This window comes from Saccharothrix sp. NPDC042600 (genome assembly GCF_040647305.1).
GTDB classification, from domain to species: Bacteria; Actinomycetota; Actinomycetes; order Mycobacteriales; family Pseudonocardiaceae; genus Actinosynnema; species Actinosynnema mutabilis.
On sequence record NZ_JBEZBW010000010.1, the window covers coordinates 25,553 to 48,156 of the forward strand.

Genomic DNA, 22,604 nt, shown 5'->3' on the forward strand with positions numbered 1-22,604 from the left:
CCTAGGCGCCGCGGGTTTCGAGTTCGGGCCAGGTCAACGTGGTGGCGCCCCAGGTGAGGCCGCCGCCGAACGCGGCGAGCAGCACCCGGTGGCCGGGCTTGAGGGTCCCGTCCGACGCGGCCTGGGCGAGCAGGACCGGGATCGAGGCGGCGGCGGTGTTGCCGACCTCGGCGATGTTCTGCGTCGCCGCGTCCCGGCGCAGGCCGAGCCGGGTGGCCAGCGCGGCGCTGACCCGCGCGTTGGCCTGGTGGGTGACCACGCGGTCCACGTCGCCCAGCTCCCAGCCCGCGCCGTGCAGCGCCTCGGTCGCGGCGGCGCTCATCCGCTCGACGGAGTGCCGGAACACCTCGCGCCCCCGCATCCGGAAGTACTGCGACCCGTCGTCGGGCACCTTGTCCCGCAACGGGATGCGCGCGCCGCCGGCCCGCACGGTGATCAGGTCGGCGCGTTCGCCGTCGCTGCCCAGCACCAGCGGGCCGACGGCGCCCGGCTCGTCGGCGTCGCCGCGCCGCAGCACCACCGCGCCCGCCCCGTCGCCGAAGATCGGCAGGGTCGTCGGGTCCTCGGGGTCGAGCAGGGTCGAGAACGCCTCGGCGGCGACGAGCAGCACCCGCTCGGCCACGCCCGCCGCGATGAAGCCCGCCGCGGTCGCCAGGCCGTAGAGGAAACCCGTGCACACGGCCGAGACGTCCAGCGCGGCGACACCGCCCAGGCCCAGCCGCGCGGCCACGTCCGGCGCGGTGGCCGGGCTGCGGAAGTCCGGCGTCGAGGTGGCCAGCACGACGGCGTCGACCGGCCCGCCGCCCGCCGACTCCAGCGCGGCCCGGCCGGCCCCGACCGCGAGGTCGGAGGTCGCCTCGCCCGGACCGACCCAGCGGCGGGTGGAGATCCCGGTCCGGCTGACGATCCAGTCCTCGGACACGCCCAGCCGCGCGCACAGCTCCGCGTTGGTCACCACGCGCTCGGGCAGCCGGTGCCCGACACCGCAGAGGACCGCGCGGTCGGTCACGACCGGTCCCCGCCGCGCAGGGCCAGCGCGACGTCCACGATGAGGTCCTCCTGGCCCGCGACCGCCTGCCGCCGGCCGAGCTCGAAGAACACGTCGCGCGGGTCCACGCCCTCGCGGGCGGAGATGTCCAGCACGCGGGTCTTGAACCCGGAGAACACCCCGGCGAGGCCGCTGACGATGGACAGCGAGTCCACCTTGGGCGGCGCGGGCATCAACTCCCGCTCGGCGATGTCGGCCGCGTCCAGCAGCCGGTACAGGTCGATGCCGGTGCGGTAGCCGACGCGTTCGAGCACCGGCACCAGGACTTCCAGCTGGGTGTTGCCCGCCCCCGCGCCGAAACCGCGGGCGCAGGCGTCCAGGATGGACGCTCCGGCGTCGGCCGCCGCGATGGAGTTCGCCACGGCCATGCCGAGGTTGTTGTGCCCGTGGAACATCACCGGCACGTCCACCGCGGCGCACATGGCCGTGATGCGCTCGGTGACGTCGGCCGGCAGGTAGTGGCCCGCCGAGTCCATGATGCCGACGCCGGTCGCGCCGAACTCGACCAGGCGCGCGCAGTGCTCGGCCAGCCGCTCGGGGGTCGCCATGTGGCTCATCAGCAGCACGGCGTGCGCCTCGACGCCCCGGTCGCGCAGGAAGCCCAGGTGCCGCTCGGCCAGGCTGGACTCGGTGCAGTGGGTGCCGATGCGCACCAGGTCCGCGCCGCGCGCGACGGCGTTGTCCAGGTCCCTGGTCGTGCCCCAGCCGGGCAGCATGAACACGGCGAGCTTGCTGGTGCTCAACGCTTCCCGGGTGATGGTCAGCATCTCGTCGTCGCTGAGCCGGGCCCGGCCGACCTGCAACGAGGACGCGCCCAGCCCGTTGCCGTGGCCGACCTCGACCACCGGCACGCCGGCGGCGTCGGCGGCCCGCGCGTAGGCGCGCAGCTGGTCCGCGCCGAGGCTGTGCCGGACGGCGTGGTGGCCGTCGCGCAGGCTCGGGTCGTGGATCTGGATCGGCTTGCCCGCGTCGACGCCCGGGTTCGCTGCCTCGGTCATGAGTTCACCACGCCTGCGGTCGAGAGCCGGTCCGCCGCGTAGCTCTCCGCGACCAGGAGCGCGGCGGAATTGATGATGTCGAGGTTCCCGGCGTAGCGCGGGATGCGGTCGCCGGAGGAGGTGACCTCGACGGCGACGAACCCCTTGCCGTCGTCGGCGCTGCACGCCTTGACCTCGAAACCCCGCGCGAACGAGCGGACCTCGGCCGCCGCGCCCGCCACGACCGAGCGCAACGACTCGGTGGTGAGGTCCTCGCCCAGCAACGACATCGCGACCCGGAAGGTCGCGGGCGGCCGGGCCGGGCTGATGTTGAGGATCGCCTTGACGTCCTCCACCCCGGTGAACGTGCGGACCGCGTCCTGCGTGGTCTCCACGTACTCGTCGAGGTTCATCCGCGTGCCGTGGCCGATGCTCAGGGTGGCGGCGGTGGTCACGACCTCGATGTAGTCGATCCGATGCGCCCGCGTGATCGCCCGCAGGATCGGCACCGCCGCCTGCCCGCCGCAGCTGACCATGCTCAGGTCGCGGTGCGTGGCGATGTCGGCGCGGTTGACGGTCGGGAAGATCATCCGCCCCTGCTTGCTGGGCGTGAGGTCGATGAGCATGGTGCCCAGCGGCGCGAGCCTCGCCACGTGCTCGGCGTGGGCGGACGCGCTGGTGGCGTCGAACACGACGTCGAACGGGCGCTCGGCGGCCACGATGGACCCGATGCCGCCGGTGGCGACCGGCACGCCGAGCTGCGCCGCCTGCCGCAGGCCCGAGGTGGCCTCGTCCCGGCCAGCGACGAGGCCCAGGTCCAGGCGGTCCGAGCGCAGCACCTTGGTCATCAGGTCGATGCCGATCAGGCCCGCGCCGAGCACCGCCACGGACAGTCGGCCGGGCGCCGTCCGGTTGTCCTCGTAGGTCATGCGTGACTCCTGACGTGAGAGCGCAACGGCTTGGGTGGTCAGTCGCGGGCGCGCTTGTACGCCAGCGTGACGCCGTCGAACACCGGGAGCAGGCTCAGCTCGACCCGGTCGTCGTCGCGCAGCGCGGCGTTGAGCGCGCGCATCGAGTCCGTCTCCGGGTCGCTGACGCCCGGTCGCGCGACGTTGCCGGTCAGGAGGACGTTGTCGATGGCCATCAGCCCGCCCGGTCGGAGCAGTTCGAGGCACCGCTCGAAGTAGAGGGGGTAGCCCTCCTTGTCGGCGTCGATGAACGCGAAGTCCACGGTGCCGGCCGCGCCGTCGGCCAGCAGCCGGTCCAGGGTGCGGACCGCGGGGCGCAGTTCGAGCTGGATGCGGTCGGCGACACCGGCCCGCTCCCAGAACGGCCGCCCGATCTCGGCCCACTCCTCGTTGAAGTCGCAGGCGATGATCCGGCCGCCGGGCGGCAGCGCCCGCGCCATCGCCAGCGTGCTGTACCCGGTGAACACGCCGACCTCGACCACGGTCTTGGCCGCCATCAGCCCGACCAGGAAGCCGAGCAGCTGCCCCTGCTCCGGCGAGACCGCCATCCGGTGCTCGAACACCTGCGCGGCGGTCGCCTCGCGCAAGCCGCGGGCGATCTCGTCCTCGCGCAGCGACACGTCCTGCACGTACTGCTGGATCTCATCGTCCAGCACCAGATGAACGAGCACCGGTTCCTCCTCGCGCGGCCGACGTGGCTGCCACCCATGATGACCGGCGGGGGCGGCGGGAGGCGTCTTCCGGGTTGCGAGGCCTCCGCACGGCGACGACCACGCCCGAGCAACCTTGGAGATGACCGCGGCCGGCGGGTTTTTCATGATGTCACCACGCACGTGCCGAGCTAAACGGAGAATGACATGACAGCCTTTTCCATTCCGGCCCGGTTTGCTGAGCAAGTCGCGCGGACACCGGAAGCGACCGCCGTGTCAGACGCCGCGAGCGGCACGTCGTTGACCTACCGGGAGCTGGACCGGCGCGCCAACCGCCTGGCCCACCACCTGATCGGGCTCGGGATCGGCCGCGAGGACCGGGTCGCGGTGCTCGTGGAACGCTCCGCCGAGCTGGTGGTCGTGCTCCTCGCGATCCTCAAGGCGGGCGGGGCGTACCTGCCGGTCCACGAGGCCGACCCGGCCGACCGGCGGCAGTCCATCGTGGACCGTTCGCGGCCGGCCGTGCTGCTGGTGGACGACGCCATGCGCGCGGCGGGCGTCCCGACCGGCGTGCCGGTGGTGACCGTGACCGACCCGGCCATCGCCGCGGAGTCCGATGACGACCCGCGCGTGCCGATCGACCCCGACCAGCTCGCGTACGTGATCCACACGTCCGGGTCCACCGGCCAGCCCAAGGGTGTCGCGGTGACGCAGGGCGAGGTCGTCAGGTTGTTCACCGATCCACAGTGGACCGTGGAGCGGCACGCGCGGGTCCTGCTGGTCGCGCCGTACGCGTTCGACGTGTCCGCGTACGAGATCTGGATGCCGCTGCTGCACGGCGGCCAGGTCGTCGTCGCGCCGCCCGGACGGCTGGAGCCGAAGGCCCTGCGCGAGCTGATCACGACGCACCGCATCACCGGGCTGCACCTGACCGCGGGCCTGTTCCGCGTGCTCGCCGAGGAGGCGCCGGAGACGTTGCAAGGGGTGGACGAAGTTCTCACCGGCGGCGACGTCATCGCGCCCACGGCGGTGCGCAAGGTGCTCGACACGTGCCCCGACCTGGTGATCCGCGCCTTGTACGGCGCCACCGAGGGCACCGTGTTCTCCACCCACCACGTGCTGACCCGCGACTCGGAGCTGGGCAAGGTCGTCCCGATCGGCGAGCCGTTCACCGGGATCACCGTCCACGTCCTGGACGAGGAACTTCGGCCCGCGCCCGTCGACGCCGTCGGCGAGATCCACCTCGCCGGCGAGGGCGTCGCGCGCGGCTACCTCGGCCAGCCGGGCCTGACCGCCGAGCGGTTCGTGGCCGACCCGTTCGGCCGGCCGGGGTCGCGCATGTACCGCACCGGCGACATGGCCCGCCGCACCGCCGACGGCGCCATCGAGTTCGTCGGCCGCGAGGACAGCCAGGTCAAGATCCTCGGCTTCCTGGTGGACCTGGCCGAGGTGGAGGCCGCGCTGGCCGACCACCCGGGCCTGGCCCAGGTCGTCGTCCTGGCCCGCGAGCGGGAGGACGGCAACAAGCAGCTCGTCGGCTACGTCGTGCCGGAGTCCGAGGAGCTGAGCCTGGCCGCGGTGCGCGCCCACGCCAAGGCGAAGCTGCCCGGGTACATGGCCCCGGAGGTCTTCGTCCGGCTCGACGCGCTGCCGCTGACCGCGAACGGCAAGCTGGACCGCGACGCGATGCCGGAACCGGACTTCGACCAGGTCCTGGCCTCCCGCGCGCCGGAGACCCCGTTGCAGAAGGAGCTGTGCGCGCTCTTCAGCGCCCTGCTGGAGGTGCCCGAGGTGGGCATCGACGACAGCTTCTTCGAACTGGGCGGCCAGTCGTTGCAGGCCATGCGGCTGTGCAGCCGGATCGGGGCCACCATCGGCGTCGGCGTCTCGGTCAACACGCTGTTCGACACCCCGACCGTGGCCGAGCTGGCCGCCCACATCGAGGCCAAGCGCGCCGCGTACGAGAGCCGGACGGCCTGATGACCGGGCCGACCCGCCCGCTGACCGGCGCCGAGTACCTCGCGAGCATCCGCGACGACCGCGAGGTCCAGCTGCACGGCAAGCGGGTGGACGACGTCACCGAGCACCCGGCGTTCCGCAACCCGGCCCGGATGATCGCCCGGCTCTACGACGCGCTGCACGACCCCGCGCACCGGGACGTGCTCACCACCGCCACCGACGCCGGCGGCCCCGGCGGCTACACCCACCGCTTCTTCACCACGCCGCGCAGCGCCGAGGACCTGGTCGCCGACCAACAGGCCATCGCCGCGTGGTCCCGGCTGACCTACGGCTGGATGGGCCGCAGCCCGGACTACAAGGCCTCGTTGCTGGGCACGCTCGGCGCGAACGCCGAGTTCTACAACCCGTTCGCCGACAACGCCCGCCGCTGGTACCGGGAGTCGCAGGAGAAGGTCCTGTACTGGAACCACGCCATCGTCAACCCGCCGGTGGACCGGCACCTGCCGCCCGACCGGGTCGGCGACGTGTTCGTGCACGTCGAGCGGGAGACCGACAGCGGCCTGGTGCTCAGCGGGGCCAAGGTCGTCGCCACCGGGTCGGCGCTCACGCACTACAACTTCATCGCCCACACCGGCGTGCCGATCAAGGACCGCAGGTTCGCCGTCGTGGCCACCGTGCCGATGAACGCGCCCGGCCTGAAGCTGATCTGCCGCCAGTCCTACTCCGCGGCGGCGGAGGCGACCGGCAGCCCGTTCGACTACCCGCTGTCCTCCCGGATGGACGAGAACGACGCGATCCTGGTGCTGGACAAGGTGCTCATCCCGTGGGAGAACGTCTTCATCTACGGCGACGCCGCCAAGGTGGGCATGTTCAGCGGGCAGTCCGGGTTCGTCGAGCGGGCCATGTTCCACGGCTGCACCCGGCTCGCGGTGAAGCTGGAGTTCCTGGCCGGGCTGCTGGCCAAGGCCCTGGACATCACCGGCGTGGCGGAGTTCCGCGGGGTGCAGGCCCGGCTGGGCGAGGTGCTCGCCTGGCGCAACCTGTTCTGGGGGCTGTCCGACGCCGCCGCGCGCAACCCGGTGGCCTGGCGCGACGGCGCGGTGCTGCCCAACCCGGACTACGTGATGGCCTACCGGTGGTTCTCCCAGGTCGGCTACGCGCGGGTCCGCGAGATCGTGCTGCAGGACGTCGCGAGCGGGCTGATCTACCTGCCCTCCAGCGCGCGGGACTTCCACAACGACGACACCCGGCCGTACCTGGACACCTACCTGCGCGGCTCGCACGGCGTGGACGCCGTCGAGCGGGTGAAGGTGCTCAAGCTGCTCTGGGACGCGGTCGGCACCGAGTTCGGCGGCCGGCACGAGCTGTACGAGCGCAACTACACCGGGAACCACGAGAACACCAGGACCGAGCTGCTGCGCGGCCAGGTGGGCGACGGGAAGCTCGACGGGTACCGCGAGTTCGTCGACCGCTGCCTCGCCGAGTACGACCTGGACGGATGGCTAGCACCCGACCTCGCCGGATAGATCATGGAGCTGCACTGTGGACGTGTACCCGCTGAGTTCTCGGCAGAAAGACCCGTTCGGCCTGGCTCGCTCGCCCAGGCACGTCGTCGCGCTCGCGCTGCGCATCAAGGGTGAGCTGCGCCTCGACGCGCTCAAGGGCGCGCTCGACGAGGTGGTGGAACGGCAGGAGGCGCTGCGCACCCGGGTCAACTACGACGAGGCGGACGGCACCCGCGGCTTCCTGGAGGTGCTGCCGCCGCTGCCGGTCCCGCTGGCGGTGCGCGACATCCCCGAGACGCCCGGCCGGTCGCGCGACGAGATCGCCCTGGACCTGCTCGCCGCGTTGAACCAGGAGTCCATGTCCTACCTGGACACGCCGTCGCTGCGGGCCACCCTGCACCGGCTCGACGACCACGACGCCGTGCTCACCATCCTCAGCCACCACCTGTTCAACGACGGCTGGTCGGTCGGCGTGCTGCGCCGCGAGATCGCCGCCTGCTACCGGGCCCGCGTGACCGGCGTGCCGCACGCGCTGCCGCGTCCCGCCCCGTACAGCGAGTTCGCGTCCTGGGAGCAGGAGTTCCTGAGCAGCGAGCGCGCGGCGGCGGCCCGCCGGTACTGGAAGGACAAGCTGGCCGGCGCGCGGATGCACTCGATGCCGACCGACCGGCCGTTCGACCCGGAGCAGCAGGCGCCGCGCAGCGCGGTGCGCAACTTCACCATCGACCCCGACACCATGGCGCGGATCACCGCGGGCGCGGCGCAGCAGCGGTGCAGCGTGTGGCACGTGTTCCTGGCCGCGTACATGGTGCTGGTGGAGAAGGTCACCGGGCAGTCCGACATCACGATCCTGACCGTGAACAGCGGCCGGCCGGCGCGGGAGTTCTACGACACCATCGGGTTCTTCGCCAACCTGGTGCCGGTGCGGCTGCAGTTCGACGGCTGCGGCACCTACCTGGACCTGATGCGGTGCGCGCGCAAGGCCAGCGCCGACGCGCAGCAGCACCAGCTGCCCACCGAGTCGATCCTGGAGATGTACCCGACGCTGATGCACCCGTCCGGCGACCCGCGCGCCCTGCCGGTGGGGTTCAACTACATCAGCTCGCCGGCCGAGCACGAGGACACCGGCTTCACCACCAGCGTCGAACCGGTGACCGCGCCGGAGGAGGAGCCCGCGTCGTTCCGGCGGGGCGCGTTCATCTGGACCTTCCTCCTGGCGGGGGAGGACTTCCGGTGCGTGGTGGAGTACGAGCCCAGCGCGGTGGACGCCGAGACGGTCGAGCGCTGGGGCACCGAGTGGCTCGACCTGGTCCTGGCGATGACCGACAACCCGGACCAGACCTGGCACCGCGGCTAGCCCGCGGGACGGCGAAGCGCCCGTGACCGGTGTCGGTCACGGGCGTTGTCGCGTGCGCGGGTTTCTCGCCGGTGGGATGGGTGCTCGCCGCCGCGGCCGCCCGCCCAAGCCGCAGCCCGCCCCGCCCGTCCAAGCCGCAGCCCCGCCCGGCCCTGCTGCCTGACCGCAGTCACCCGGCTGCGCTTCCGCGCGTGCGAAAAGGGCCGGCGCCGCCGTGTGGCGGCACCGGCCCCTCCCCCCACTCAGACCTGCGTCGGCACCGACCAGTGCAGCCCGTCGGGCGAGGGCACCAGGCCGCCGGCGCGGATCGGGATCTGCTCGTCCTCCGTGCTGCCCGTCGCCGCCTGCACCTGGATGCGGGCGCCGGCCTCGGCGACCTGCCAGATCATGTCGTCGATGTCGCCGTCGCGCCGGTCGAGGTAGGAGCCGGCGTCGAGCAGGGCGCGTTCGTCCGACGAGCCGCCGCCGACCAGGTCCACGAACGACTGGACCTCCGAGGCCGCGCTGCCGGTGACCTTCTTGGCCTTCCAGAAGTACGACTGCTCGTCGGAGTGCTTGTCGTAGAACGCCACCAGGAAGTCGTGGAACCGGGCGTACTCCTGCCGGTAGCGCAGCTCGAACTCCTCGAACAGCGCGGTCTCCTCCGCCTCGCCCGCGCCGCGCAGCGCGGTGTTGATCGAGCGGGCGGCGAGCAGGGCGCTGTAGGTGGCCAGGTGCACGCCGGAGGAGAACACCGGGTCGATGAAGCAGGCCGCGTCGCCGGCGAGCACCAGGCCCGGCCGCCAGAACTTCTCCTGGATGTAGGAGTAGTCCTTGCGCACCCGGATCTCGCCGTACGGGCCCTCGGTGACCCGCTTCGCGTCGGACAGGTAGTCCGCGATCATCGGGCACTCGGCGATCAGCTCCATCAGCGCGCGCTCGCGGTCGCCGCGGATGCGCTCCAGCGCGTCCGGGTGCAGCACCACGCCCACGCTGGTCAGCTCGTCGGACAGCGGGATGTACCAGAACCAGCCGTGCTCGAACGCCACCGCCAGGATGTTGCCCGAGACCGGCTCCGGCATCCGCTTGCCGCCCAGGAAGTAGCCGAACAGGGCGATGTTGCGGAAGAACTCGGAGTACTGCCGCTTGCCGCCGACCTTGACGTGGATGCGGCTGGTGTTGCCCGAGGCGTCCACCACGTACTTGGCGCGGATCTCGCGGCGCACGCCGGACGCGTCGGTGCACGTGACGCCGCAGACCCGGCCGTCCTCCTCCAGGACGTCGTTGACGGCGTGCTCCTCGCGCACGTCCACGCCCTTGCGCCGGGCGTTGTCCAGCAGGATCTGGTCGAACTTCATCCGCTCGACCTGGTAGGCGGTGGAGGCGGTCCCGGCGAACTTGGGGGAGATGCCGAAGGCGAACGTCCACGGCTCGGGGTTGACGCCCCACCGGAACGTCCCGCCCCGTTTGAGCGGGAACCCGGCCGCCTCCAGCTCGTCGGACACCCCGAGCAGCCGGCAGATGCCCTGCACGGTGGACGGCAGCAGCGACTCGCCGATCTGGTAGCGGGGGAACCGCTCCTTCTCCAGCAGGACGACGCGGTGCCCCTGCCCGGCCACCAGCGTCGCCACAGTCGAACCGCACGGTCCGCCGCCGACGACCACGACGTCGGTCTCAATGGTCTCTGTCATCAATCATCCTTCGCTCAGCGGAACTGGCACTGCTACCGGTCCATGGCCGCGACGGCGCGTTCGACCGCCGTGCGCGCGTGCCACAGGTCGTCCGGCTCCTCCGGGATGTCGAGCACGAACGTGCGGATGCCCCCGTCGAGGTAGGTCTTGACCGCCTGGGCCACCTCGTCGTAGTTGCCGACCAGGTAGGGGCAGAAGGTGTGGTGGTAGCGGAACGGCACCAGCCAGTACGTCTGGCCCGGCGCCTCGTCCGGGATGGGCACGGCGGCGAGCTGGGGCTGCCAGGACGACACGGCGGCGGACAGCAGCAGCTTCATCCGCTCCGCGCCCTCCTGGGTGGCCGGGAACCGCTTGTGCGCGATGCGCCACGCCTCGGCGGAGTCCTCGCGCGCGATGATCCCGACGCTGATGCCCGAGCCGAACTTGTTCTTGCGGATGTCCGGGCTGACGAAGTCCTCGGGCACCAGCGGGAACGACAACTGGCTCAACCCCAGCGCCTCACCCGCCGACAGGCTCGCCGGCGACGAGCCGGACACGTACGACAGCGGGAACAGCTCCGGCGGGACCGGCGAGGTGAGCCGCGCGCGGCGGAACCTGTAGTACTCGCCCGCGAAGTTCACCATGCCGCCGGTGAGCAGCTCCTTGACGATCGTCGCGTACTCGGTGAGCCGGTCGTAGCGGGCGTCGTGCGCCACGGTGTCGCCCTGGACGGTCAGGTCGCGGCTGTAGCCGCCGCTGACGAAGTTGATGTCGACGCGCCGGCCGTACAGGTGCGCCAGCGACGACACCGCCCGCGCCAGCGTGAACGGGCTGCGGTCGACCGGTTGGATGGCCACCAGCGGCACGAAGGCCTCGGTCCCGGCGATGGCCGCCTGGGCGGCCATCAACGAGTCGATCGAGGTGTTGTCGCTGTAGATCAGGCCGCCGCGGTAGCCGGCCTCGTCGGCCCACCGGGCGATCTCCAGCAACCGGCGCAGGTGCGACTGCTCGTTGTACCCGATGCTGGAGCGGCAGGTCGTGTAGACGGTGACACCGCTCGCGGCGAGGTCCATCATCGTTGCGCCTCCCTGCCGGTGATGCCGCTGACGGACGGGTCGCCCAGGAAGTCCCGCAGGCTGATCGCGATGCCGAACTGCTCCTCCAGCCGGGCGACCAGCACGGCCGAGAGCAGCGAGTGCCCGCCCAGCTCGAAGAAGCTGTCGTCCACGCCGACCCGTTCGACCCCGAGCACCTCGGCGAACAGCTCGCACAGCTGTTCCTCCAGGGGCGTGGCGGGCTTGCGCCCGGCCCCGGTCGCGAAGGTCGGCGCGGGCAGGGCCTTGCGGTCGAGCTTCCCGTTGATGGACAACGGGAGCGCGTCCAGCACCATCACCGCGTTGGGCACCATGTGCGCGGGCAGGACCCGCGCGGCGGCGGCCCGCAGCCCGGCCGGGTCCGGCACGGCCCCCGCCTCGGGTTGCACGTAGCCCACCAGGCGGCGGTCGCCCGGCCGGTCCTCGCGGACCACGACGACGGCGTGCTCCACGCCCGGCTGCGCGGCCAGCACCGCCTCGACCTCGCCGGGCTCGATGCGGAACCCGCGGATCTTGACCTGCTGGTCCACCCGGCCCAGGTACTCCAGCTCGCCGTCGTCGCGCCAGCGCACCAGGTCCCCGGTCCGGTACATCCGCTGCCCCGGCTCGAAGGGGCAGGCCACGAACCGCAGCGCGGTCAGCCCCGGCTGGTTGAGGTACCCGCGGGCGAGGCCCGGCCCGGCCAGGTACAGCTCGCCCGCCACGCCCGGCGGCACCGGCGTCAACCGGCTGTCCAGCACGTAACTGCGCACGTTCCAGTTCGGCGGCCCGATGGGCGGCGCGCCGCCCGCGGTCAGCGGCCCGCTGATCGTCGTGCACACGGTCGTCTCGGTCGGCCCGTAGGCGTTGAACATCCGGCGGCCGGTCGACCACTCGGCGACCATCTCGGCCGGCAGGGCCTCACCGCCCACGACCAGGCACTCCAGTCCGGGCAGGCGTTCGGGCGCCGCGCCGGCGAGGGCGGCCGGGGCCACCACCGCGTGGGTGATCCGCAGCTCCCGCATGGTGTCGGCCAGTTCCTCGCCGGCCAGCTGACCCGGCGGGGGCAGCACCAGCGTGGCCCCGGAGGTCAACGCCGACAGCACCTCCAGCAGGGACATGTCGAAGCTGAGCGACAACAGCTGGGCCATCCGGGACTCCGGCGTGATGGCCAGGGTGTGCACCATGAACGCGGCCAGGTTGGCCAGGCCCTGGTGGCTGACCACCACGCCCTTGGGCCGCCCGGTGGACCCGGACGTGTAGATCACGTACGCGCGGTGCGCGGCCAGCAGCGGCGCGGTCCGGTCGTCGTCGGTGACCGGGTGGCCGGGCCGCTCCGCCACGGCGGCGGTCACCGCCGGGTCGTCCAGCAGCACGACCGGGCTCCGCTCGGGCAGGTTGGCACTGGCCGCGCGGTTCGTGAGCACCGCCACCGGGTTGGCGTCGGTGAGCATGTACCCGATGCGGTCCGCCGGGTAGCCCGGGTCGATCGGCAGGTGGGCGGCGCCGGCCTTGGACACCGCGAGGATCGCGGCGATCAGGTCCGGCGAGCGCGGCAGCGCCACCGCGACCACCCGCTCCGGCCCGACGCCCAGCCCGATCAGGTGCCGGGCCAGCCGGTTGGACCGCTCGTCCAGCTCCGCGTAGGTCCACGCCACGCCGTCGGACTCCAGCGCGACCGCGTCCGGCGTGCGCGCCGCCTGCGCGGCGACCAGGTCCGGCAGCACCGTCATGGGGATGTCCCGCGTCGTGTCGTTCCACCGCGACACGACCAGGTCCCGCTCGGCCGCCGTCAGCAGCTCGACGTCGCCGACCCGCAGACCGGGGTCGGCGGTGAACTGGCCCAGCAGCGCGATGAACCGCCCCACGAGCGCCTCGACGGTGTCGTGGTCGAACAGGTCGGCCGCGTACTCCAGGGCGATGCCGATCCCGTCGGGCGTGCCGTCCGGCTCGTGCCGCGACCGGAAGGTCAGCGACAGGTCGAACTTCGCCGAGTCCCCGGCCAGCGGCAGGCCCTCGGCCCGCAGCCCCTCGGCCGCCCACTCGCGGCTGGTGTCCTCGTCGGAGGCCAGCATCACCTGGAACAGCGGGTGGTGCGCGGTCGAGCGGACCGGGTTGAGCACCTCCACCAGCCGCTCGAACGGCACGTCCTGGTGGGCGTAGGCCGCCAGGTCGGTGTCGCGGACGCGGCGCAGCAGCTCGGTGAAGCTCGGGTCGCCCGACAGGTCCGCCCGCAGCACGAGCGTGTTGACGAAGAACCCGACCAGGTGGTGCAGCCCCTCGTCGCCGCCGCGGCCGGCCACCGGCACGCCGATCGGGATGTCGGTGCCCGCCCCGGACCGGGACAGCAGGACCGCGAGCCCGGCCTGGAGCACCATGAACATCGTGACCTGGTGCTTGCGCGCCAGCTCCACCAGCCCGCGGTGCAGCTCGGCGTCCACCTCGACGGTGATGTGCCCGCCGCGGTAGGTGGGCAGCGCCGGGCGGGACCGGTCGAAGGGCAGGTCCAGCTGCTCGGGCAGGTCGGCCAGCGCCGCCTCCCAGTACGCCACCTGCCGGGCCAGCACGCTGTCGTGGTCCTGGTCGCCGCCGAGCAGCCCGCGCTGCCAGAGCGTGTAGTCCGCGTACTGCACCGGCAGGTCCGCCCAGCCGGGGGAGTGGCCCGCCAGCCGCGCCTCGTAGGCCTGGCCCAGGTCGCGCAGCAGCACGCCGAGCGACCAGCCGTCGCTGGCGATGTGGTGCATCAGCAGCACCAGCACGGACTCGTCGGCGCCCAGCTCGAACAGCCACCCCCGCACCGGCAGCTCGCCGGCCAGGTCGAACACGTGCCGCGCCGCCCGCTCGGTCAGCTCGGGCAGGCCGGCTTCGTCGGTGCGCACCACCGTGAACTCGGGCGTCGCCTCGTCGGCCGGCACCACGCGCTGGTACGGCTGGCCGTCCACGACGGGGAACACCGTCCGCAACGACTCGTGCCGCCCGACCACGTCACGCAGCGCCGCGGCGAGCGCGTCGGCGTTCACCGAACCGCGCAGCCGCCACGCGAACGGCACGTTGTAGGTGGTGCTCGGCCCTTCGAGCTGGTCCAGGAACCACAACCGTTGCTGGGCGAACGACAGCGGCAGCCGCTCGGGCCGGTCGGCCGGCTCCAGCGCCGGCCACGCCTTCCCGGCCGCGTCCAGCGACTTGGCCAGCAGCTCGACCGTCGGGTGGTCGAACACCGTGCGGATCTCCAGCTCCACGCCCAGCACCGACCGCACCCGGCTGATCAGCCGGGCCACCAGCAGCGAGTGGCCGCCCAGCTCGAAGAACCCGTCGTCCACGCCGACCCGCTCCACGCCCAGGACCTCGGCGAACAGCTCGCACAGGATCTCCTCGGCCGGCGTGGACGGGCCCCGCCCGGTGCCGGCGGCGTAGGTGGGCGCGGGCAGCGCCGCGCGGTCCAGCTTCCCGTTGACCGTCAGCGGCAACGAGTCCAGGACGACGATCGCGGCGGGCACCATGTAGACCGGCAGCACCTCGGCGGCGGCGGCGCGGACCTCGGCCGGGTCCACCCGGCTGCCCGGCGCGGGCACGACGTAGCCCGCCAGGCGCTGGTCGCCCGGCCGGTCCTCGCGGGCCACCACGACGGCCTGCGCCACACCGGGCGCAGCGGCCAGCACGGCCTCGATCTCGCCGGGCTCGATGCGGAACCCGCGCACCTGGACCTGGTGGTCCACCCGGCCCAGGTACTCCAGCTCGCCGTCCTCGCGCCACCGCGCCAGGTCGCCGGTCCGGTACATCCGCTCGCCGGAGCCGAAGGGGCAGGCCACGAACCGCTGCGCGGTCAACCCGGGCTGGTTCAGGTACCCGCGCGCCAGCCCGGGGCCGGCCAGGTACAGCTCGCCCGGCACACCCGGCGGCACGGCCTCCAAGCGCTCGTTCAGCACGTAGACCCGGGCGTTGTGGATGGGTTTGCCGATCGGCGGAGCGTCCACTCCGGACAGCGGCCCGCTCATCGTCACGGCCACCGTCGCCTCGGTGGGGCCGTAGGCGTTGAACATCCGCCGACCCGGCGACCACTCGGCCGCCACCTCCCCCGGACAGGCCTCCCCGCCGACCATCAGGCACTCCAGCAGCGGCAGCTGCGCCGGGGACGCGCCGGCCAGGGACGCCGGCCCGACCAGGGCGTGGCTGGCGCGCAACCCGTGCAGCGCCTCGGCCAGCACCTCGCCGGCCAGCTGCCGCGACTCGGGCAGCACCAGCGCCGCGCCGGCCGGCAACGACATCAGCAGCTCCATGACGGCCGCGTCGAAGCTCAGCGAGGCGACCTGGGCGACCCGGGACGCGGGCCCGATCTCGAAGGTCTCGATGAGGTACGCCGACAGGCTCGCCAGGCCCTGGTGGCTGACCACCACGCCCTTGGGCCGCCCGGTGGACCCGGACGTGTAGATCACGTAGGCCGGGTGCGCGGCCAGCAACGGCCGGGTGCGGTCCCCGTCGGCGACCGCCTCACCGGACCGGCCCGCCACGGCCGCGGTCACGGCGTCGTCGTCGAGGTCGAGCAGGGTCGTGCCCGCGGCCTCCGGCAGCCGCGCCGCGGTGGCCCGGTCGGTGATCAGCAGGCTGGGGGTGGCGTCGGTGAGCATGAACCGGATCCGGTCCGCCGGGTAGCCGGGGTCGATCGGCAGGTACGCCGCGCCGGCCTTGGCCACCGCGAGGACCGCGGCCACCATCTCCAGCGACCGCGGCAGCGCCACCGCCACCAGCCGCTCCGGACCGATGCCCAGCCCGACCAGGTGCCGCGCCAACCGGTTCGACCGCTCGTCCAGCTCCGCGTAGGTCCAGGACACGCCGCCCGATTCCACCGCGACCGCGTCCGGCGTGCGCGCCGCCTGCGCCGCGAACAACTCGGGCAGCACCGTCACCGGGACGTCGCGCGCCGTGTCGTTCCACACCGAGACGACCAGCTCCCGCTGGAGGTCCTCCATGCCGGTCACGCCCGTTCGGCCTGGACAAGGCTGGTGGGCCGCATGTCCGTCCAGTGCGCTTCGACGTAGTCCAGGCAGTTCGAGCGGGAGTCCGCGCCGTGCGCCGTGGTCCAGCCGGCCGGGACGGCGGTGCCCGCGGGCCACAGGCTGTGCTGCCCCTCGTCGTTCACCAGGACCAGGTACAGGGCGTCAGCGTCCTCGAACGGATTAGACACGGCAACCTCATTCCACTTGGGACGATCCAGCCGGCGACAAGTCGCGCACCGCCGCCCGCGCCACGGCAGGCGGCCCGCTCACCAGTCTCCTCCGGCGGATGACCCCGGAACATCTCCACAGTTGCCGTGCGCCGGGCCCTCCGAAAAGGGGCGCGACCGTCCACAAGGGACTCGCGCGGGGGCCCGGCCGAACTCCTCGCTACGCGCCGCGCGGCAACAAGTCCACCACCGGCGCCGCACCGACGCCGGGAACCCACCACTCCTGCGGCGCCGGCCCGCCCGCGCTCACCGGAAACCGCTCCAGCCCCGCGGTGGGCAGCTCCAATTCCGGCTCGCGGTTGAGGATGGACGCTTCCAGCCGCTGCAGGCGCATCCCGGGCTCGATGCCCAGTTCGGCGACCAGGATCGCGCGGGCCCGCCGGCACACCTTGAGCGCCTCGGCCTGCCGCCCGGAGCGGTACAGGGCGAGCATGAGGAACTCGTAGAGCCGCTCCCACAGGGGGTGTTCCTCGACCAGGACGGTCAGCTCGCCGACCACCTCCTCGTGCCGGCCCAGCGCGAGGTCGAGCTGGACGCGTTCGACGACCGCGGTCAGCCGGGTGTGTTCGAGCTGGTCGGCGAAGCGGCGCAGCAGCTCGCTGTGCAGGTCGGCCAGCGCCCGGTTGCCGCGCCACAGGTTGAGCGCCATGCGCAGCGTCGCCACCGCCGCGGAGGTGCGGGAGGCGCGGGCGTGCCGGCGCGCGGTCTCGACCAGCGAGGTGAACCGCTCGGTGTCGAGGTCGTCGGGATCGACCTCCAGCTGGTAGCCGGGTCGTCGGGTCCTGATCCGCAGCGCCACCTTCGCGTCCAGGAAGATCTTGCGCAGGGCGGAGACGCAGATCTGCACCTGTGTTCGCGCCGTCGTCGGGGGCGTGGTGTTCCACACGGCGTCGATGAGCCGCTCGACCGGGACGACCCGGTTGGCGTTGAGCGCGAGCATGGCCAGCACGACGCGCTGCCGTGGCCCGCCGAGGTCGTGTTCGCGCCCATCGCTGGTCAGGGTGATGGGGCCGAGGAGTCGCAGCACGTGGTTCCCCCAGGGGCTCAGGAATCGTTGACGCGCGAGAAGAACGCACCTTCAGTCCCCGCGGTAGCGCGTCGTTACTCGCAGTAGCTGCCTCCTTGCGCATGGTGCGGACGGTTCGACGCTAGCCCACAAAACCCCGCCGGCTCAACACAATGTCCGAAGGGTGGCCGCGCACGGATGTTCACATCGGTCCGCGCGCCGACCCGAAATCAAGATCGCGACTCCTCCGACAAGCGCCTTGAATGCCGTGCGCCACCCGGTTGGCGCATCCATCGGCCCGGCGAAAAACAGCAAGAGTGGAGAAGCGGTCACCCGTTGCCCGGCGCAACCCCGGAGCGACCGGAACGCCCGCCGCCACCCGGACCCCGAGCGCTCGACGCGTTGGTCCGGCCCGCGGCCGGAGAGGAAGAATGGAATGGTTCAACCATGGCCGGGGGCGCGGCGGAACAGGCCCGCCCGTCGGCCCGTCGGGGCGGTCGCCGCTGCTCCGCGAGGCCCTCGACGCCGGTCCCGGCCGCCGGGCGACATCGTGCCGACGGACCTTTTCCGGCGCGTTCCGCAAGAGCCGTTCCGGTGTTGTCGGTCCCAATCCCGCGAATGCCCGGCGGCTCGCGGCTGATCGGCCACGGCGGCTTGACCCGTCGAGCCGATGGCCGCCCGCCCCGGCGTCGGCGCCCTGGTCCGGTTGCGCGTTCCCGATCGACTTCCACGGCTTTTTCGCGGCGGCTGATCGGAGGCGCGACGCGAGTGCCCGACATTCGTCACCACAAACCGGCGTTCGTGGTGTAGGGCCCGTCACTGCGAATAGCAAGAACGAAGAAGCGCGTGCGGGACGAACCACTCTCCCGCACGCGCCCCGGGGTCGCGCCTCACGCGACCTCGGTCAGCTCCCCGGCCCGGCGGGCCTCCTCGTCCGCGGCGATGGCGGCGAGCACGTCGGCCCACACGATCCCCGGCGCGAGGTTGGTCGTCGGGGTCGTGCGCGGGTAGGCGGGGTCTTCCTCGCGGAGGAAGCCCGTCCCGAGGTACTGGGGAGGTCCGTCGAAAAGGGCCATGGCAGTGGGTGCTCCCATCGGTCTGGGGTGCGGGTTGGCTAGTCCTCGTGCGGGCCGACCGTGACCGGCACGCCGTTGAACACCGCGTTGCCGGACGGCACGTCGATCACCAGGTCGTCGGTGAGCGCGTTGGCGTTCACCCCCGGGTTGCGGGCCGCGACCCGCTGCGGGCTGCCCTCGTGCCCCCAGCCGTGGGGGAGGCTGACCACGCCGGGCATGATCGCGTCGTTCGGCTCGACCGGGACGACGACCTCGCCCGCCGCCGACCGCACCACCGCCCGCTCGCCCAACCCGAGCCGGGCGACGTCGGCCGGGTTGACGTGCAGCGTGCACCGGTTGCTGCCGCCGACCAGCGACGCCACGTTGTGCAGCCAGCTGTTGTTGGACCGCAGCTGCCGCCGGCCGATCAGGACGACGTCCGGCGTCGGGGCGGCGAGCCGGGCCCGCAACCGGTCGAAGTCGGCGACGATCGGCGCGGGGGCCAGCTCCACCTTCCCGGACGGCGTGCGCAGCAGCTCCTTGAGCCGCGGTTCGAGCGGGCCGAGGTCGATGCCGTGCGGCTCCTGCTTCAACCGGGCCAGCGACAGGCCGTAGGGGCCGAACCTGAGCAGCGTGTCCAGGACCCGCTCGGTGCCGTCGTCACCCTCGATGCCGGCGCGCAGCACGGCGACGTCGGCGCCCTCGACCGGCGAGCCGGGCATCTGGGTGGCCCCGGTGAGCAGTTGGCCGATGAACATCTCGTCCACGCCCGACGGGTCGGCCGCCGCGCCCGCGCCCGCCGCGATCAGCGTCAGCCGGGCCAGGATCTCCGCCTCGGACCGCTGGTCGTCGTCCAGCGGCAGGGCGGGCGGAGAGTACCGGGTGTAGTTGCGCACCATGACGATCTGCATCAGGAAGTCGTAGTGCGGCGACTGGAGGATGCGCGGCGGCGGCAGGATCACGCTGGCGTGCCTGGTGGTCTCGTTGAGGTACGGGTCGACGCAGACCATGAAGTCCAGCCCGCCGAACGCCCGCCCGAGCCGGGGCCCGTTGGGCGCGGCGACGACCTGGTTGGCCCCGATGTTGATCAGCGCGCGGACCTGGCCGTCGCCGGGGGTCTCGATCTCGTCGGCCAGGGTGGCGGTCGGCAGCTCGCCGAGCACCTCGGGCAGGCCCTTGACGCGGCTGCGCCAGCGGCCCCACTCGAACGGCTGCCCGGTGCGGAAGACCTCCAGCGCGGCGGTCTTGGTGAACATCGTCCCGCCCGGCCGGTCCAGGTTGCCGGTCAGGACGTTCACCACGTCCACCAGCCACTGGGTGATCGTGCCGAACTCCACCACCGACCCGCCCATGCGCGAGTACACCGCGGCGGTCGGCGCGGCGGCCAGCTCGCGGGCCAGCCGCACGACGTCGTCGGCGGGCACGCCGCACACCCGTTCGGCGACCGCCGGGGGGAACTCCGCCACCAGCTCGCGCAGCTCGTCCAGCCCGGCCACCTCGTGGGTGACCGCGGTCAGCCCCTCGGCGAACAGCGTGTGGACGATGCCCAGCAGCAGGAACGGGTCGGTGCCGGGCCGGACGAAGAAGTGCTCGTCGGCGGCGTCGGCGGTGCGGGTGCGGCGCGGGTCCACCACGACCAGCTTGCCGCCGCGCTTGCGCAGCGCCCGCAGGCGGGCGGGCATGTTGGGGGCGCAGAACAGCGAACCGTGCGACTCCATCGGGTTCGCGCCGATGACCAACAGGTAGTCGGTGCGGTCGATGTCCGGCACGGCGATGGCGAACGGGTCGCCGTAGAGGTGCCCGCACGCGACGTGCTTGGGCATGTGGTCGATGGTGCCCGAGGAGTAGACGTTCTTGGACGCCAACGCCTGGATCAGCGGCACGCGGTACAGGAAGCCCGCCATCGTGTGGTAGGTCGGGTTGCCGAAGAAGACGGCGACGGCGTCGCGGCCGTGCTTCTCGACGACCTCGCCCAGGCCGCGTTCGACCGCTTCGAACGCCTCCTCCCAGGAGGCCTCGCGGAACCCGTCGCCCTCGCGGATCAGCGGGTGGCGCAGGCGGTCCGGGTCCTCGTCGAGCTGGCCGAGGCCCGCGCCCTTGGGGCAGATGTAGCCGCCGGTGAACGGGTCCCGCTCGTCCCCGGTCACCCTGGTGACGCGGCCGGCGGCGGTCAGCTCGATCTTCAGGCCGCAGACGGAGTCGCAGATGGGGCACGTCCGGTGCGCGGTGGTCATCGGCCCTCCGGTGGTGGGGTCGGCGGCACGGGCGCCGGCCCCGGGCGTCGCGCCGGGACCGGTCGCCGGTGGGGCGGGTGGCCGGGTCATGCCGACGCGGTCAGCTCGGCGGTCTCGCGGAACGCCGGCTCGACACCCGAGGGCACCTCGTACACGTACGGCTGCCGGCTCTCCTTGGACGGGCCGAACATCGACTTCCACAGCACGCGCAGGGCGAAACCGGGGCGCATCAACGACTCCGGCGGCGCGATCAGGCCCGCGGTCCGGAAGTACGCGGCGGTGATCGCGCCGTCGCGGGTCGCGGCGATCTGCACCCGCTTGAGGTACCAGTTGGCCATGCGCACCTTGAACGTGCGCTCGCCCTCGACGCCCGGCAGGCTCAGGTCGATGGTGTTGGTCATCTCCCACGCGGCGTCCACCGCGTCCTCGGCGATGTCGCGGAAGTAGTCCAGCGGCACCGGCGCGACACCGCTGTGCAGGTGCCGGCGCATGACCAGCGCGCACAGCGCGGCCACGCTCATGCCCTGCGCGTACACGGGGTTGAAGCAGGTGATCGCGTCACCGGTGACCAGGAGGCCGTCCGGGAAGCGGCGCAGGTCCTCGTAGTGGCGGCGCAGCGTCGTGGGGAACTTGAACGGCATCGCCTTGTCCACCGGGTCCGCGTAGCGCAGCGTCTCGTAGACGTCCTTGGCGGGCAACGACTTCAGCCACTCCATCAGGCCCGCGCGGTCGGTGGGCGGGTGGTCGCCGAGGATGCCGTAGGTGGTCAGCTCGACCTTGCCGTCCTCGACGAGGAAGAAGACGTTGCCGCGCGGCGCGCCGGCGTGCGCGATCTGGTTGATGGCCACGTCCTTGCCGAACCCGTTGGCGCCGGGGCGCAGCCGGAAGTGCTGCGTGACGTAACCGAGGTCGATCTTCTTGCGCTCCTCGACGGGCTTCTCGTAACCGAGCTGCTCCAGCCACACCGGGGTGCGCGAGCCGCGGCCGGTGGCGTCGACCACCAGGTCGCCCTCGATCACCCGGTCCTCGTCGCCGTCGCGGGCCTGCACCCGCACACCGGTGACGCGGCTCTTGTCCGCGGTCGTGGTGAGGCCGAGGATGTCGTGCTCCTCCAGGAAGGTCACGTTCGGGATCTTCTGCACCCGCTCGCGGATGAAGTACTCGAACAGCGGCCGGACGACACCGAGGGTGGTCAGCCCGGCGTGCTGCTGCTTGAGCCGGAACCCCCGCGCGTACCAGCGGCACGTGCCGGACAGGTCGCCGGTGGGGACGCCGTTGTCGATCATCTCCTGGGTGAGGCCCGGGAACAGTTCCTCCATGACCTGCACCCCGCGGGCGAGCAACCCGTTGGCCTGGTGGCTCTGCGGGCAGAACCGCCGCACCCCCTTGACACCGACGAGCTTGTCGCGGTCCACGATCAGCACCTGGTCGTAGGCGTCCGCGAGCACCCTGGCCGCAAAGAGCCCGGCAATGCTGCCGCCCAGCACCACCGCGCGCGTACCGGCATCCTCGCTCACCGCGGTCACCTCCTTGTATTCTTTGTGGCAATTCCCGAATGGGCGCTCACGACGGGCACGAGCTACGGGAACCTTCACACGCCGTCTCCGCGCGCGGCATCTCCGCGCTTGCGGGACCGTTCTCGCGGGCTCCCGTCGAACCCCGGCTGACCAGGGCGAACCGCCTGCACACGGGGTCCCGCAGCCCTTGCCCGCGACGTGCCGGAGTGCGCACGGGCGGATAAGACAGCGGTGGTGCCCGGTGGGATGGTCGTGCACGACATCCATTCACGCCGGAAATTCCCAGGATGGACGATGCCGAAATCTCCCGAGAACGGCGACGTGGTGTGAACCACTCCCGGTAGGCCGTCCCACGTCGGCACGGTCCCACGAACAGAAGGAGAGA

Annotated in this window: 15 protein-coding genes; 3 read left to right on the top strand and 12 right to left on the bottom strand. The window is 72.5% G+C overall.

Annotation, left to right across the window (positions count from 1 at the left end; all coding sequences use genetic code 11):
• Nucleotide 1 precedes the first annotated feature (1 nt).
• Genes AB0A74_RS09905 through AB0A74_RS09920 form a run of 4 tightly spaced genes read right to left on the bottom strand, consistent with a single transcriptional unit; the run spans nt 2 to nt 3,664 of the window.
• Nucleotides 2-1,009, bottom strand: coding sequence for a beta-ketoacyl-ACP synthase III (locus tag AB0A74_RS09905; RefSeq protein ID WP_358248450.1), 1,008 nt, complete (start codon nt 1,007-1,009; stop codon nt 2-4).
• Nucleotides 1,006-2,046 (bottom strand): 4-hydroxy-2-oxovalerate aldolase, encoded by a 1,041-nt coding sequence (dmpG, locus tag AB0A74_RS09910; RefSeq protein ID WP_358248451.1) that lies wholly within the window; start codon nt 2,044-2,046, stop codon nt 1,006-1,008. Before dmpG ends, AB0A74_RS09905 begins: the two co-directional genes overlap by 4 nt.
• Nucleotides 2,043-2,954, bottom strand: coding sequence for a hypothetical protein (locus AB0A74_RS09915; protein ID WP_358248452.1), 912 nt, complete (start codon nt 2,952-2,954; stop codon nt 2,043-2,045). The genes dmpG and AB0A74_RS09915 overlap by 4 nt, the downstream gene beginning before the upstream one ends.
• A gap of 38 nt (nt 2,955-2,992) precedes the next feature.
• Nucleotides 2,993-3,664, bottom strand: a complete 672-nt coding sequence (locus AB0A74_RS09920) for a class I SAM-dependent methyltransferase (RefSeq protein ID WP_358248453.1) — start codon at nt 3,662-3,664, stop codon at nt 2,993-2,995.
• Between the two features lie 186 nt (nt 3,665-3,850).
• Here AB0A74_RS09920 and AB0A74_RS09925 point away from each other — a divergent pair, with 186 nt between their 5' ends.
• Genes AB0A74_RS09925 through AB0A74_RS09935 form a run of 3 tightly spaced genes read left to right on the top strand, consistent with a single transcriptional unit; the run spans nt 3,851 to nt 8,464 of the window.
• The gene (locus AB0A74_RS09925; RefSeq protein ID WP_358248454.1) at nt 3,851-5,623 is read left to right on the top strand and encodes a non-ribosomal peptide synthetase; all 1,773 of its coding nucleotides are present in this window, start codon (nt 3,851-3,853) and stop codon (nt 5,621-5,623) included.
• Complete coding sequence (locus tag AB0A74_RS09930) at nt 5,623-7,128, top strand: 4-hydroxyphenylacetate 3-hydroxylase N-terminal domain-containing protein (protein ID WP_358248455.1); 1,506 nt, start codon at nt 5,623-5,625, stop codon at nt 7,126-7,128. Before AB0A74_RS09925 ends, AB0A74_RS09930 begins: the two co-directional genes overlap by 1 nt.
• Nucleotides 7,129-7,144: 16 nt before the next feature.
• Nucleotides 7,145-8,464, top strand: a complete 1,320-nt coding sequence (locus tag AB0A74_RS09935; protein ID WP_358248456.1) for a condensation domain-containing protein — start codon at nt 7,145-7,147, stop codon at nt 8,462-8,464.
• A 242-nt stretch (nt 8,465-8,706) separates the two neighbouring features.
• Here AB0A74_RS09935 and AB0A74_RS09940 read toward each other — a convergent pair whose 3' ends face one another.
• The 8 genes from AB0A74_RS09940 to AB0A74_RS09975 all read right to left on the bottom strand — a co-directional run bounded on the left by AB0A74_RS09940 (nt 8,707) and on the right by AB0A74_RS09975 (nt 22,219).
• Complete coding sequence (locus tag AB0A74_RS09940; protein WP_358248457.1) at nt 8,707-10,134, bottom strand: tryptophan 7-halogenase; 1,428 nt, start codon at nt 10,132-10,134, stop codon at nt 8,707-8,709.
• Between the two features lie 32 nt (nt 10,135-10,166).
• The gene (locus AB0A74_RS09945; RefSeq protein ID WP_358248458.1) at nt 10,167-11,189 is read right to left on the bottom strand and encodes an LLM class flavin-dependent oxidoreductase; all 1,023 of its coding nucleotides are present in this window, start codon (nt 11,187-11,189) and stop codon (nt 10,167-10,169) included.
• Nucleotides 11,186-16,153 carry an amino acid adenylation domain-containing protein gene (locus AB0A74_RS09950; protein ID WP_358248534.1) on the bottom strand — a complete coding sequence of 1,656 codons (4,968 nt, stop codon included), beginning with the start codon at nt 16,151-16,153 and terminating at the stop codon, nt 11,186-11,188. Before AB0A74_RS09950 ends, AB0A74_RS09945 begins: the two co-directional genes overlap by 4 nt.
• 5 nt (nt 16,154-16,158) lie before the next feature.
• Entirely contained in the window at nt 16,159-16,368 is a 210-nt protein-coding gene (locus AB0A74_RS09955) for an MbtH family protein (protein WP_343936504.1), read from the bottom strand.
• A 199-nt stretch (nt 16,369-16,567) separates the two neighbouring features.
• Nucleotides 16,568-17,434 (bottom strand): AfsR/SARP family transcriptional regulator, encoded by an 867-nt coding sequence (locus AB0A74_RS09960; RefSeq protein ID WP_358248459.1) that lies wholly within the window; start codon nt 17,432-17,434, stop codon nt 16,568-16,570.
• An 869-nt stretch (nt 17,435-18,303) separates the two neighbouring features.
• The gene (locus AB0A74_RS09965; RefSeq protein ID WP_343936506.1) at nt 18,304-18,489 is read right to left on the bottom strand and encodes a DUF6222 family protein; all 186 of its coding nucleotides are present in this window, start codon (nt 18,487-18,489) and stop codon (nt 18,304-18,306) included.
• 38 nt (nt 18,490-18,527) lie between these two features.
• On the bottom strand, nt 18,528-20,702 hold the full coding sequence (locus AB0A74_RS09970) for a molybdopterin-dependent oxidoreductase (RefSeq protein WP_358248460.1): 2,175 nt from the start codon (nt 20,700-20,702) through the stop codon (nt 18,528-18,530).
• An 86-nt stretch (nt 20,703-20,788) separates the two neighbouring features.
• Nucleotides 20,789-22,219: an FAD-dependent monooxygenase gene (locus AB0A74_RS09975; RefSeq protein ID WP_358248461.1), complete on the bottom strand. Its 1,431-nt coding sequence runs from the start codon at nt 22,217-22,219 to the stop codon at nt 20,789-20,791.
• Nucleotides 22,220-22,604 lie beyond the last annotated feature (385 nt).